Annotated in this window: 12 protein-coding genes; 9 read left to right on the top strand and 3 right to left on the bottom strand. The window is 57.2% G+C overall.

The annotated features are described in order from the left end of the window. Nucleotides 1-829: 829 nt before the first annotated feature. Both F3I15_RS15295 and F3I15_RS15300 read left to right on the top strand, forming a co-directional pair. Nucleotides 830-1,801 (top strand): sensor domain-containing diguanylate cyclase, encoded by a 972-nt coding sequence (locus tag F3I15_RS15295; RefSeq protein WP_150018500.1) that lies wholly within the window; start codon nt 830-832, stop codon nt 1,799-1,801. Nucleotides 1,802-1,924: 123 nt separating this feature from the next. Further along, nucleotides 1,925-2,749, top strand: coding sequence for an alpha/beta fold hydrolase (locus F3I15_RS15300; RefSeq protein WP_150018501.1), 825 nt, complete (start codon nt 1,925-1,927; stop codon nt 2,747-2,749). Between the two features lie 45 nt (nt 2,750-2,794). Here F3I15_RS15300 and treF read toward each other — a convergent pair whose 3' ends face one another. Then, entirely contained in the window at nt 2,795-4,453 is a 1,659-nt protein-coding gene (gene treF, locus F3I15_RS15305) for an alpha,alpha-trehalase TreF (protein WP_370513347.1), read from the bottom strand. Between the two features lie 834 nt (nt 4,454-5,287). On the opposite strand from treF, the gene F3I15_RS15310 reads away from it, so the two are divergent. From F3I15_RS15310 to F3I15_RS15335, 6 genes are all read left to right on the top strand, one after another. Next, nucleotides 5,288-6,712, top strand: coding sequence for a cytochrome ubiquinol oxidase subunit I (locus F3I15_RS15310; RefSeq protein WP_039380115.1), 1,425 nt, complete (start codon nt 5,288-5,290; stop codon nt 6,710-6,712). After that, nucleotides 6,713-7,717 carry a cytochrome d ubiquinol oxidase subunit II gene (cydB, locus tag F3I15_RS15315; RefSeq protein WP_039380114.1) on the top strand — a complete coding sequence of 335 codons (1,005 nt, stop codon included), beginning with the start codon at nt 6,713-6,715 and terminating at the stop codon, nt 7,715-7,717. Nucleotides 7,718-7,739: 22 nt separating this feature from the next. Next, nucleotides 7,740-7,886: a DUF2474 domain-containing protein gene (locus F3I15_RS15320; protein ID WP_369826793.1), complete on the top strand. Its 147-nt coding sequence runs from the start codon at nt 7,740-7,742 to the stop codon at nt 7,884-7,886. A 191-nt stretch (nt 7,887-8,077) separates the two neighbouring features. After that, a complete protein-coding gene (locus F3I15_RS15325; RefSeq protein WP_150018503.1) occupies nt 8,078-8,944 on the top strand; it encodes a helix-turn-helix domain-containing protein in 867 nt (288 codons plus the stop codon). A gap of 250 nt (nt 8,945-9,194) precedes the next feature. Beyond that, nucleotides 9,195-9,338 carry a cytochrome P450 gene (locus F3I15_RS15330; protein WP_223810722.1) on the top strand — a complete coding sequence of 48 codons (144 nt, stop codon included), beginning with the start codon at nt 9,195-9,197 and terminating at the stop codon, nt 9,336-9,338. Nucleotides 9,339-9,498: 160 nt separating this feature from the next. Continuing rightward, the gene (locus F3I15_RS15335) at nt 9,499-10,290 is read left to right on the top strand and encodes a siderophore-interacting protein (protein ID WP_150018504.1); all 792 of its coding nucleotides are present in this window, start codon (nt 9,499-9,501) and stop codon (nt 10,288-10,290) included. Nucleotides 10,291-10,324: 34 nt separating this feature from the next. Here the strand turns inward: F3I15_RS15335 and F3I15_RS15340 are convergent, their stop codons facing one another. Both F3I15_RS15340 and F3I15_RS15345 read right to left on the bottom strand, forming a co-directional pair. Further along, the gene (locus F3I15_RS15340) at nt 10,325-10,591 is read right to left on the bottom strand and encodes a SelT/SelW/SelH family protein (RefSeq protein ID WP_150018505.1); all 267 of its coding nucleotides are present in this window, start codon (nt 10,589-10,591) and stop codon (nt 10,325-10,327) included. After that, complete coding sequence (locus F3I15_RS15345; RefSeq protein WP_150018506.1) at nt 10,584-11,585, bottom strand: MDR family oxidoreductase; 1,002 nt, start codon at nt 11,583-11,585, stop codon at nt 10,584-10,586. The genes F3I15_RS15340 and F3I15_RS15345 overlap by 8 nt, the downstream gene beginning before the upstream one ends. A 161-nt stretch (nt 11,586-11,746) precedes the next feature. Here F3I15_RS15345 and F3I15_RS15350 point away from each other — a divergent pair, with 161 nt between their 5' ends. Beyond that, nucleotides 11,747-13,894, top strand: a complete 2,148-nt coding sequence (locus tag F3I15_RS15350; RefSeq protein WP_150018507.1) for an ornithine decarboxylase — start codon at nt 11,747-11,749, stop codon at nt 13,892-13,894. Nucleotides 13,895-13,927: the final 33 nt, after the last annotated feature.

A 13,927-nucleotide genomic window follows, 5' to 3' on the forward strand; every position in this document is an offset into this window, starting at 1 on the left:
GGTCCGTTAAGGCCGGAGGGATAAGCCCGGGAATTCGCGAGGACGGCGCGGGGCGCGGATTGCTAAGGGGCGCGCCCACCCGCCCCTTAGCCCGTCCGCGTGCGAAAATGCCGCTGAAACTGCCGGAAGCCTGGCGGGCGGAACCCCCTCAGTGCCGCGCACTGCCGCATCCAGCTCCGCGCTGCCTGGCGCAGATTGAGCGCCGGTTCCGTTCGCCGTCAGCTGCGGCGGCTGCCTGTGTCCCGGCACGGCGACCGGGCAGAGGACGCCTGGCCGCGCCCTCTGCACTCCCCGGCCCTGCGCCAGCCCCGCCCGCCGCTGCNGCCCTCCCTCGGCGGACCCGGATGGCGCTTCCCCCGGCTGCTGATTTTTTCTCTCTTTCTTAAATTTTTTATGGCTGAAGGTTTCGTGAAGAAGCTTCAGACCACACCGCAACACTTTTAAAAAAACAAATGAAGGAGTTGCAGGCGGGGAGAGGGGCGCCCACCCGCCCCTTAGCCCGTCCGCGTGCGGAAACGCCGCTGAAACTGCCGGAAGCCTGGCGGGCGGAACCCCCTCAGTGCCGCGCACTGCTTAGCGCCCCCCCTTGCGCTAGCGGGCGGAACCCCCTCAGAGCCCCGCGCTGCTTAGCGCTATTTCCTCAGCCCCGCGCTGCTCAGCGCACCAACGCCCCTCCCCAACAGACAAAGCAAACTGAAAACCGGCAGATAATGCGCTATTACTTCTGCGGTTGGGACAATTTTCCGAAACTCGTCGGCTTTTCATCTCGTCTGTTTACAGAAAATTCAGGACAGGCAAAATAGCGTTTATTTTCTCACCATAACTCACTATGTCTGAAGAAGCCCTGCGTCAGCAGATCCAGAACCTGAAAAAACACAACGCGCGCCTGAAGCGCATTGCGCATGATGCGCGCAATAAACTCAGCGCCGCGCTGGATGGCACCGGACTCTGCCTGTGGCAGCTGGACATTCCCAGCGGCAAACTGGTGATATTTAACCGGCGCTGGGGGGCGATGCTTGGCTTTCAGCCGAAAGAGACCAAAGCGCGCTTTGAGGCCTGGCGGGAGTGCCTGCATCCGGAAGATGCGGATGAGGTACTGCGGGCGTTTTACGACCATATCGAAGGGCGGGCGCCGTGGTATGAGGCGCTGCACCGTATGATTGGCAAAAATGGCAAAATCACCTGGGTGCTGGATCGCGGTCGCGTCAGCGAGTGGGATGCGGCGGGTAATCCGCTGCGTGTGACCGGTACGCATATCGATATGACCAAAGAGAAAAACTATGAGGCTCAGCTCGCGCTGCTGGCGCATCACGATCCGCTGACGGGTCTCGCCAATCGCCATGCGCTCTCCGTTCAGTTTGCACAGATGCAGGCCGGAGGGCCGCTCTGCGTGGCGTTTATCGATCTGGACAACTTCAAACATGTCAATGATACCCTCGGTCATCGCAGCGGTGATGAAGTGCTGATCCAGCTCAGCCAGCGGATACTGGACGCTCTGCCGCCTGTGGTGCTGGCGGGCAGACTCGGCGGTGATGAGTTTGTGCTGCTGATGCCGTTCCTGATTGATTACCCTAAAGTACGGATTCTGGCGCAGGCGGTGCTGGAGGCGGCGCTGCAGCCGTTTGATGTGGATAACGGCCTCGCACAGATTGGCGCCTCAATCGGCGTGGCACCGGTACAGCCGACAGAGAGCTTTGATGATGCGCTGAAACGGGCAGACGAGGCGATGTATCAGGTGAAGCGTAATGGAAAGCAGGGGATCCGGCTCGCTGCCTCCGGGCAGGAGAGACGCGCCGTTTAACCCTTAAATGCATCCGCTGTAACCCTTATTCGCGTAATGCGCCTAAACTTGCCTGTGGACATTGCCGCGGCGATCTCTGCTGGCAATAAAACTGCCTGTTATCGGCCACACACGGAGAATGAGATGAGCACCTTTCAGACTAAAGATGGCGTTACGCTCTGGTTCAAAGACTGGGGCAGCGGCCAGCCAGTGCTGTTCAGCCACGGCTGGCCGCTGGATGCGGATATGTGGGACAGCCAGCTGACTTTCCTCGCGGAGCGGGGCTATCGCGTTATCGCGTTTGACCGTCGCGGTTTTGGCCGCTCAGAGCAGCCGTGGGAAGGATATAACTACGATACCTTCGCTGATGATATCCATGATCTGATTGAACATCTCCAGCTGGAAGAGATTACGCTGGTAGGGTTTTCAATGGGTGGGGGCGATGTCGCGCGCTACATTGGCCGCTACGGCAGCGCGAAAGTAAAATCGCTGGTACTGCTGGGTGCCGTGACGCCGGTGTTTGGCCGGAAAGCGGATCATCCGGAAGGCCCGGAACAGGCGGTGTTCGATGATATCAGGGCGGGATTGCGTCAGGATCGCGCGCAGTTTATCAGCGATTTTGCCACGCCGTTTTATGGTCTGAACGCCGGAAAGCAGGTTTCAGACGGGGTGCTGACCCAGACGCTCAATATCGCGCTGCTCGCTTCGCTGAAAGCGACTATCGACTGCGTTACGGCGTTTGCAGAGACGGACTTCCGGGATGATATCGCTAAAGTCGATGTGCCCACGCTGGTGATCCACGGCAGTAACGATCAGGTTGTACCCTTTGAGGCGACCGGCAAGCTGGCGCATGAGATGATTAAGCATTCGCAGCTGAAAGTGTATGACAATGCACCGCACGGCTTTGCGGTTACCCATCAGGATCGGCTGAACGCCGATCTGCTCGCCTTTTTGCAGCAGCAGAAATAAAAAAAGGTCGCCTGCGGGCGACCTCTTCTTAACTGCAGGGCAGAGTTAATCTGCCAGCAGATGACCATACATCGTCAGCAGACGGCGCGTCACGCCGTTGGTCCAGCCGAAACCGTCCTGCAGCGGATATTCACCGCCGCCGCCCGGACGCGCCCGATCGCCGCTGATATCATATTTCTCAACCAGCTTGTGATGCAGCGAGTAGAAATTTTTCACCGTAGTCAGCCAGTTCACCGCAATCTCAGTGGCCAGCGTCTCTTCACCGTAGTGATTCAGTCCTACCACGGCCATCCACTGCAGCGGTGCCCAGGCGTTGGGCGCATCCCACTGCTCGCCGCTCTCCACCATCGAGGTCAGCAGTCCGCCCTGCGTCAGCAGCAACTGGCGCAGCGCAATCGCCTGCAGATGCGCCTGCTCAGGCGAAGCCAGGCCGAGGAACAGCGGCACAACCGCAGCGGCGGTAAAGGCGCCAAACCGCTCGTTGCGCCAGTCGTAGTCACGATAAACGCCTGCGGTGGTATCCCAGAGGTAACGGTTAATCGCCTGCTTGCGCGCATCCGCTTTTTTCTGCCACGCCAGCGCCGTCAGCTCTTCGCCGCGGGCGTGCGATAGCGTGGAGATCATCAGCTCCAGCTTGTAGAGAAACGCATTAAGATCGATCGGGATAAACTGCGTGGTACGGATACTTGCCAGCCGCTGCGGATCGCGCAGCCAGCGTGAAGAGTAATCCCAGCCGGATGCAGCACCGGCACGCAGATCGCGGTAAACCTCATTAGCCGGACGGCTCGACTTGCTGGCCGTCTCCACATCTTCCACCCAGGATTCATCACGCGGTGTGTCGCGATCGTCCCAGTAGCGGTTGAGGAGAGAGCCGTCGGGCATGCGCACGACGTGACGATAAGCCTGATGCGGCATCAGCTCACCTGCGCCGTCCATCCAGAACTGATACTCTTTCATCAGCTGATCAAGGTAGCGTTTGGCACCGCGAATGCCATCCTCTTCAAACAGCTCCACCATCAGGGCAAACACCGGCGGCTGTGAGCGGCTGAGATAGTAAGTACGGTTTCCGTTAGGAATATGACCGTAGTTATCGATCAGCCAGGCAAAATTGTCCGCCATATGACGCAGCAGATCGTCACGCCCGGCATCCGCCAGCCCCAGCATGCTGAAATAGGAGTCCCAGTAATAGGTTTCGCCAAAGCGGCCGCCGGGTACCACGTAAGGTTTTGGCAGCGGCAGCAGCGAGGAGTGTGGCATATGCTGCTGAGGCATTTTTGTCAGCACCGGCCACAGATCATCGATGTGCTCTTTCAGCGTTTTATCCGGATTTGAGACATAAAAGCTCTCATTTACCTGCGGCAGGTAAAAGTGCTCATGAATAAACTTTTCCAGATCGAGATCGCCTGTCCGCTTGCGGCGACGATAGCGGATAAGAATATCCAGCGGATCGAATTTAGGCGCGCAGTCGGGAAACGTTTTGCTGTCAGCAAAAATATGAGAGGTCTGAACATGTTCAAACATCTCCAGATAGCGATCGGCAGGCGTCAGCGCATCCGGTGCCGGCAGTCCCTGAATCAGCTCAGGTTCTGGCTCCGAATCTTCTGCGCCTTCACGCACGAACTCATGAGGATCGTATTGATACCCCAGATCAGCATGGGCTTCGTGTTCACCGAACACCTGGCGTGGCTGGTGGTTAGTATTAATAACGGCCTCCTGAAATTCCTGGTTGCTCAAAAGACAAATTATAGAGGGTTCGCGGTTGCAGACAACAATGCGAAATATCTATGAACGTAATAAATATTGTCGATGGATCGCCGTTTTTGCCTTTTTTACAATATTAACAACGGCCTGTATTTAAAGATATTTAAGGTGTTTCTTAAATATACCTTCAGAAAGCGCACCGGATTAATCTGCAAATAAGAAAATCGCCAGTTTCAGGCGCCGCTTGCCCTTTTTTCTTGATCAATTTATGCGGTCGTTTTCTGCTTCCGACATCCGGTTCACATGCTTTAGCCATCCGGGCGTCTGTGCCTCCGGAAGAGACGCAGGATCCCGCTGCGATAAATTTTGTGCCAGATGAACAGGCGCTAAGCAAAAACGTTATTAATTACTTTTCGCTATAAACAAATTTTTTTTAATTTTAATTTAACTAAAAAAACGGCCGTGCAATAATTTTTACACTGCGCTGGCGCAGAGATCAGGCTGCCGTTTTGGTTGTTACCGTAATTAACAATTAAATGAACTGCTTAAAGAAGCGATCTCTTTTACAGCCGCTAAGCTTAATAACAACATTGTCACAATAGAGCAGGATAATTAACCTTAACTCAGTGATTTTAAACAAATAGTTTCTCGCAAAAACAATGATCTTAATCAAGGTTTACTGGTATAGTTTTATTCACTCCCTCTTTTCCGTTTGTTCCTGCCGGGTTTCTCACATTTGGCGGGAATTGATGACGGTGTAGCAGAAATTATTCTGCGCGCCATCTTTGTTAATAATAAGTAAAAATTCCGCGTAATTTTGTGGCAATGAGGTAAGCAATGTTTGGATTAGATGCTTTTCATCTGGCCAGGATACAGTTCGCGTTTACTGTCTCCTTCCATATTATCTTCCCGGCCATCACTATCGGGCTTGCCAGCTTTCTGGCGGTGCTCGAGGGGATGTGGCTGAAAACCCGTAATGAAACCTACCGCGATCTCTATCACTTCTGGTCGAAAGTGTTTGCGGTGAACTTCGGTATGGGGGTGGTCTCAGGTCTGGTTATGGCCTATCAGTTCGGGACCAACTGGAGCGGGTTCTCGCAGTTTGCCGGAAGTATTACCGGTCCGCTGCTGACCTACGAGGTGCTGACCGCCTTCTTCCTTGAGGCGGGCTTCCTCGGCGTCATGCTGTTTGGCTGGAACCGCGTCGGACCAGGCCTGCACTTCTTCGCCACCTGTATGGTCGCCTTAGGTACGCTGATCTCCACGTTCTGGATCCTCGCATCAAACAGCTGGATGCACACGCCGCAGGGCTACATCATCCAGAATGGTATTGTGGTGCCGGAAGACTGGTTCAAAATTGTGTTTAACCCCTCATTCCCTTATCGGCTGTTCCATATGTCGGTGGCGGCATTCCTCGCCAGCGCCTTCTTTGTGGGCGCGTCCGGGGCATGGCATCTGCTGCGCGGCAATGACAACCCGGCGATCCGCAAGATGTTCTCAATGGCGCTGTGGATGGCGCTGATTGTTGCTCCGATTCAGGCGATGATTGGCGATGCGCACGGCCTGAACACGCTGGAGCATCAGCCGGCAAAAATTGCTGCCATTGAAGGACACTGGGAAAACCCGCCGGGTGAAGCCACGCCGCTGATCCTGTTTGGTATTCCGGATATGGAAGAGGAGCGTACAAAGTATGCGCTGGAAATTCCTTATCTCGGCAGCCTGATCCTGACGCACAGTCTTGATAAACAGGTTCCGGCACTGAAAACTTTCCCGAAAGAGGATCGGCCTAATTCGCTGGTGATCTTCTGGTCGTTCCGCGTCATGGTGGCGATGGGTCTGCTGATGATCACGCTCGGCGTGTTCAGCCTGTGGCTGCGTTATAAACAGCGCCTCTACAGCTCACGACCGTTCCTGTGGTTTGCACTGCTGATGGGACCATCGGGCCTGATCGCTATTCTTGCTGGCTGGTTCACCACTGAAATCGGACGGCAGCCGTGGGTGGTTTACGGCGTGCAGCGCACAATCGATGCGGTTTCAGCGCATGGCGACCTGCATATGAGTATCAGCCTGCTGGCCTTTATCCTGGTCTACTCATCGGTGTTTGGCGTGGGCTATGTCTATATGATGCGCCTGATCAAAAAAGGTCCGCACACCGGTGAAGGGAAAGATGTCCGTCACGGTGGTCCGGGTCAGGACAAGACGCCAGCGCGCCCGCTCTCTGCTGCACATGAGAGCCTGGATGCTTCGCAGGAGGGTAAATAAATGATCGATTTTTCCGTTATCTGGTTCGCCATCATCGTCTTTGCCACGCTGATGTATATCGTGATGGATGGCTTTGACCTGGGCATCGGTATTCTGTTTCCGTTTAACAAAGATGCCGTTGAGCGCGACATGATGGTTAACACCGTGGCGCCGGTCTGGGATGGCAATGAAACCTGGCTGGTGCTGGGCGGAGCAGGGCTGTATGGCGCCTTTCCGCTCGCCTATGCGGTGATCGCTGATGCGCTGGCGATCCCGCTGACGGCTATGCTGATCGGCCTGATTTTCCGCGGTGTGGCGTTTGAGTTTCGCTTCAAGGCGACCGAAGAGCATCGTGCATTCTGGGATAAATCGTTTATTGCCGGCTCGCTGCTGGCGACCTTCAGCCAGGGCGTGGCGGTCGGTGCGATGATCAACGGTTTCCCGGTTAAAGGACGTGAGTTTGCCGGTTCAGCTCTGGACTGGCTGGCCCCGTTCCCGCTGTTCTGCGGCGTGGGTCTGGTTGTGGCCTATGCGCTGCTGGGCTGCACCTGGCTTATCATGAAAACCGAAAATGAACTGCACCGTAAAATGTCTGCGCTGGCTACGCCGCTGGTGATTGCGCTGCTGGTGATCGTCGGCATTATCAGCCTGTGGACGCCGTTTGCTCACGAAGCGATTTCGCAGCGCTGGTTTACCCGGCCGAACCTGTTCTGGTTCCTGCCGGTGCCGGTACTGGTTCTGCTCTGCTCGTGGGGCATTATGCGCGCCATCAAACGCGAGGCGCACTATTCGCCGTTCCTGCTGACGCTGGCGCTGATTTTCCTCGGCTTCTCCGGGCTTGGCATCAGCGTCTGGCCAAACATTATTCCGCCATCCGTAACCATCTGGGAAGCGGCATCGCCGCCGCAGAGCCAGGCCTTTATGCTGGTGGGCAGCCTGCTGATTATTCCGATGATTCTGGGCTATACCTTCTGGAGCTACTATGTGTTCCGCGGAAAAATCAAAGCTGACGCAGGATACCATTGAGATGCAAACGGAGGTCAGCAACATGAAACAGCACACTGAACACAAAGCGCCGCTCTGGAAGCGGGTGATGTGGCTGGTGATCATCTATGGTGCAAGCGTGCTGGCACTCGGCGTGGTGGCATCCCTGTTTCGTATGATGATGACCGCGGCAGGTATGCGTTCGCATTAATATCTGTCTGCAGCAGAGCGGCACGACACAGCGTGCCGCTCGCATTTCGTAAAAAGTTAGTTACCTAAGCAATTAGTGCGCCACCCTCAGCGGATCCTTTACTCTTCCTTACGTTGGTTAGGCGATTTTGTTATATTTATGTGACAAATAACGCATTAATGCGCGCTTTCCTGACTCATTCAATTAGAACCATGCTTAGCCTGAACCTGAAAAAGCAGTATATCTCTGACCTGGTTGACTGGATTGAAGCCAACCTGACCGATGAACTTAATATCGATCTTATCACCCTGAAATCGGGCTATTCCAAATGGCATATGCAGCGCATGTTCAAGGAGATGACCGGCCAGACGCTGGCCTCCTACACGCGTAAACGCCGCCTGACTTTATCCGCCATGGCGCTTCGCTTAACCAGCATGCCGCTGATCGACATCGCCGTGCGTTTTGGCTTCGATAATCAGCAAAATTTCACCCGTGTTTTCAAAAGTCATTTTTCGCTGACGCCTGGCGCCTACCGCCGTATTCCGGAAATGCGCATGAAAGCCTTTCACAGCCGCATCTCTGCACCGCGCCCGTGGGTTAAAACACGGCTCGCTGAGAAACCGGAAATCCGTCTGAGCGGAGAGGTGGTGGAGTGGGAGTGCCGCTTTGGCGAATATATTGACCATCACAACCATATTGTGGCGCAGTATACACGCGACTTTATCGCCTTTGCCGGTCAGCACGCCACGCGCGGCTGGCTCGGTTTTCAGTTCAGTCCCGGCGTGAGCTCGCTCGATCAGCAGCATATCAGCCTGTTTCAGGCGCTGGAGAGTGAGCACGCTGACGTTCTGCCACAGCATGTGCAGAACTGGACCGGCGAGAGCGGGCTGTATGCAGAGATCGACTGGCATGGCGCGCCGGAAGAGATCAACGCCTTCACCGCCGAGATTTACTACAACCATCTGCCCGCGCTCGGCGTGGCGCGCCGGCCCGGTAAGGATCTGCTCAGGCTCGATTTGAAATACAGTACGCCGCAGCTGCTGCAGGGCACCTTTCATATTCCGGTAGCACTGGAATAAACAGCAAATTGTGCGGCGAAACGTGACAGACCGCACAATTTTATAAACCCTGCGCCGGTAGCGGCGTAAAATTCTGCTCCGAAGCCTGACCTGCCGCGCCATGCGCTGGCAGCGCAGCATCAGGCTGGATGGCTCTCTGCATTCCCGGTCCGCTCCGGATCTTTACATGAAACCCAAAATCATCATGCGACTTTTACCGTTGTTCTTGTCCGCGGCGCTTGCCGTTTTTTCATCGCTGGCCGGTGCGCAAATGGCTGAGCCATTTTCACCCCCCGGCGGCCTGCATCCGCACCAGCAGCGCTGTGCTCAGCAGGAAATTGTGGGTGACAACGCACTGCCTCAGTATGAAAACAGTGAGAACGCTTCTCTCTGCTGCAGCGATCTGCACGCCTGACACCTGCCGCCGCTCTCCGCTAATGCGGCAACCGCATTTTTCGACATTGTTTCCCGGCGCGGTCACCGCTATCGTTTCGCCACGTAATGAGAATTATTTACATTAATTTAGCGTGGCGGTACAGGTGGAGTGCGCTGCTGCCGCTGCCGGGAGAAGTGAATTGTCACAGAAAAAGAGTCGTGCACCGCAGCGAGTGCGTAATGAGCTGCGCTTTCGTCATCTCACAGTAGCCAGCAAAACCCGTGTTGCCGGTGTTTTCTGGCGCATTGTGTTTACCGGGGCCGATCTGGCAGGCTTCCATTCCCCCTCGTTTGACGATCATATCAAAGTCTTTTTCCCCTCCGGGCCGGGCTGCGATGTTGCGCTGCCGCAGCTGAGCGAAAATGGCATCGTCTGGCCTGAGGGCGTGCGTCCCGCCGCGCGCGACTACACGCCGCTGGCGTTTAACGGCGTCGACGCTCTGACGCTCGATTTCTATATGCATGATGACGGGGTGGCGAGCGGCTGGGCAGCTGCGGCTAAGCCTGGCGATCGGATTGCGATGGGCGGGCCGCGCGGCTCCTGCATTATGCCGGTGGATTACGCCTGCCAGGTCTATGTCTGCGATGAAACCGGGCTGCCTGCTTTTAAGCGGCGCTATGCGGAACTGCAGGCGCAGCGCGTTCACCTGCTGGCGTTTACGGATGCTGCTATCGGGCGCGACTATCTGGGAGAGATGGAGGGCGTTACCGTTCACTGGCTGGGCAGCAACCGTATGGCGGCCACTACGCCAGCGCAGCTGACGGCAGAGCTGGCTGCCATCGATTTCACCGGCGATGACTATTTTGTCTGGCTGACCGGAGAAGGTAATGCGGTGAAGCAGCTCAGCGACTATTTTACGCAGCAGCGCGGCGCGGATACGGACTTTGTCCGCGCCGTCGCCTACTGGCATCAAAAGTCATCTGAAAAGTAAGTAGCGGCAGATATCCCGCTGCCGGCGAGCGGCGCTAGCGCCGTTTGTCGGCATGGCCCAGCGAGCGATCCGGCCAGCAGTAGTCGCGCACGCGCTGTTTCAGCGTGACCGCATCCGGAAAACCGCCGTCGCGTTTGCGCTCCCAGATAACCTGACCATCCACGCTGATCTCAAATACGCCGCCGGTACCAGGCTGCAGTGTGACCGCGCTGAGATCGTCGCTGAACGTCTGTAGCAGCTCCTGAGCCATCCACGCTGAACGCAGCATCCAGTTGCACTGGGTAATCGCGGGCTTAGACATCGTTAACTCCCTGACGGCAGTCCACTATCAGCCGGCCGCGCACCTTGCCCGCCAGCAGCTGTTCGGCGCCCGCCTGCGCTTCGCTGAGCGGAATGATGCGGGTTATCTGCTGCAGCAGCGCGCTGTCGGCCTGTTCTGCCAGCCGCTGCCACACCTGCTGGCGCAGCGGCTGCGGACACATGACGCTATCGATTCCGGTCAGCGTGACGCCGCGCAGAATAAAGGGTGCTACGCTGCCCGGCAGATCCAGCCCCTGCGCCATTCCGCACGCGGCCACCACGCCGTCGCGGCGCATCCCTGCCAGCACGTTGGCCAGCGTGTGGCTGCCCACGGTATCAATGGCGGCGGCCCAGCGCTCTTTTGCCAGCGGTTTACCCGGTTCGCTGAGTTCAGCACGATCGATTACCGCTGTGGCGCCCAGCGTATTGCACAGGTAGTCGCGCTCAGCCGTGCGTCCGCTGGCGGCGACCACCTCATATCCCAGGCGCGCCAGCAGGCTCACCGCAAAACTGCCTACGCCGCCGCTGGCTCCGGTTACCAGCACCGGGCCGTGCTGCGGAGTGATGCCCTGTTTTTCCAGCGCCATCACGCAGAGCATCGCAGTAAAGCCGGCGGTGCCTATCGCCATCGTCTGCTGCGGGCTGAGCGCATCCGGTACGCTGACCAGCCAGTCGCCGGAGACGCTGGCTTTCTGCGCCAGTCCTCCCCAGTGCTTTTCACCCACGCCCCAGCCGGTCAGCAGCGCCAGATCGTTCTGCTGCCACGCCGGATGGCGGCTGTGGGTCACGCGGCCCACAAAGTCGATGCCTGGCACCATGGGAAACTGGCGTACGATCGGCCCTTTGTTGCAGATGGCGAGCGCATCTTTGTAATTCAGCGTGGAGTAGCTGATATCGAGGATAACATCCCGATCGGGAAGCTGTTGCTCGGAGAGATCCTGCAGGGAGGTGCGATACCCCTGCGCATCATTTTCAATGACCAATGCTTTGAACATGCCGCCTCCGGCGATGGGAAGTGTGCAGCCAATAGTAACCCTGATTGTGAGCCGCAGCAAAAAATGCCATTATCGCGACCGGCGGGTCTCCTGCACTGGTTACGCCGTTCCTTTCTGTGCCACTGGCACCCACTCATCCTGTTATGCCGGGGATTTGAGTTATGAACCCATTGAAAATAGCCGCCAGTGTGGCAATCGCGCCGGGCCTGAGCCTGAATACCACCCGCGATGTCGTGACGCTCGACACGACCGACTTTACCGACGTTGCCGCGGTGGTGCTCTCGCTGGCGGATACGCGCAGCGGCGTACTGATGCTGCTGCGCCAGACCGGATTCAACCTGCCGGTGTTTGTGGCGAACGCGTTTGATAGCGCAGTACTGGAGCTGCCTGGCGTGACCGGAGAAATCAACGGCGCAGCTGAAGAGTGGCAGGCGCTGGAGCAGGCTGCGCAGCAGTATGAAGCGGCACTGCTGCCGCCTTTCTTTGATACCCTGACGCGCTACGTCGATATGCAGAACAGCACTTTCGCCTGCCCGGGCCATCAGGGCGGGGCGTTTTTTCGCCGCCACCCCGCCGGGCGGCAATTTTATGAATTTTATGGTGAAAACCTGTTCCGCTCTGATATGTGTAATGCAGATGTCCGGCTGGGCGATCTGCTGATCCATGAAGGCTCGGCGAAAGATGCGCAAAAGTTTGCAGCCCGCGTCTTTAACGCTGACAAAACCTATTTTGTGCTGAACGGAACATCAAGCGCGAATAAAGTCGTCACCAATGCGCTGCTGACGCGCGGCGACCTGGTTCTGTTCGATCGCAATAACCATAAATCTAACCATCACGGCGCGCTGCTGCAGGCGGGCGCCACGCCGGTCTATCTGGAGGCGGCGCGGAATCCGTTTGGCCTGATTGGCGGCATCGACGCGCACTGTTTTGATGAAAACTATCTGCGGGCAGAGATCGCAAAGGTTAGTCCCCAACGCGCCAGGCAGGCGCGGCCATTCCGGCTGGCGATTATCCAGCTCGGCACCTATGACGGCACCGTTTACAACGCGCGTCAGGTGGTGGACCGCATCGGTCATCTGTGCGACTACATTCTGTTTGACTCCGCGTGGCTCGGCTATGAACAGTTTATTCCGCTGATGGCGGCGGGTTCACCGCTGACGCTTACCCTGACGGAAGACGATCCGGGGATCTTTGTCACCCAGTCAGTACACAAACAGCTGGCGGGCTTTTCGCAGACCTCGCAGATCCATAAAAAGGATAATCATATCCGTGGTCAGCAGCGCTTTTGCCCGCATAAGCGGCTGAACAACGCCTTTATGCTGCACGCCTCAACCAGCCCGTTTTATCCGCTGTTTGCCGCGCTGGATATCAACGCGCGTATGCACCAGGGCGAGGCAGGGCGCAGCCTGTGGCACGACTGTGTCATACAGGGCATTGAGGCGCGTAAAGCGATCCTGCAGCGCTGCACCATGATTAAACCGTTTCTGCCTGCTCAGGTACACGGCGCGCCGTGGCAGCAGGCAGACAGCGCCGCTATCGCCCGCGATCCGGCTTACTTTAGCTTTGAGCCCGACGCGGAGTGGCACGGCTTCAGCGGCTATGCGCCGGGCCAGTATCAGATTGACCCCTGCAAGCTGCTGCTTACCACGCCGGGCATCGACGCACGCAGCGGCGCGTACAGCGACTTTGGCATTCCGGCCACCATACTGGCGAACTATCTGCGTGAGAACGGCATCGTGCCGGAGAAATGCGATCTCAACTCCATTCTGTTTCTGCTGACGCCGGCAGAAAGCGCGGAGAAGATGGCGCATCTGGTGGCGATGCTGGAGCAGTTTGAACAGCAGGTGCGCGAAGATGCACCGCTGGCGGAAGTGCTGCCGAGCCTGTATCGCAAGCATGCGGAGCGCTATCGCGGCTATACGCTGCGCCGCCTCTGTCAGGAGATGCACGATCTCTACGTCAGTTTTGCCGTTAAAGATCTGCAGAAAGCGATGTTCCGCGCTGACTGTTTCCCGCCGGTAGCGGTCAATCCGCAGGATGCACATCAGGCATATATCCGCGGTGAAGTGGAGCTGGTGCCGGTCGCGGAAGCGGAAGGGCGTATCGCGGCGGAAGGGGCATTACCTTATCCACCGGGCGTGCTGTGCGTCGTGCCCGGCGAGGTGTGGGGCGGGGCGGTACAGCGCTACTTCCTGGCGCTGGAAGCGGGCATCAACCAGCTGCCGGGTTTTTCACCGGAGCTGCAGGGGGTTTATATCGCGGAACAGAGCAGCGGCTATAAGCAGCTGGTGGCGAATATGCTGACCTGAATGTATCGCGCCCTGACCCGACCGGGCAGGGCG

Source organism: Pantoea sp. M_9 (genome assembly GCF_008631385.1).
Lineage (GTDB): Bacteria > Pseudomonadota > Gammaproteobacteria > Enterobacterales > Enterobacteriaceae > Pantoea > Pantoea eucrina.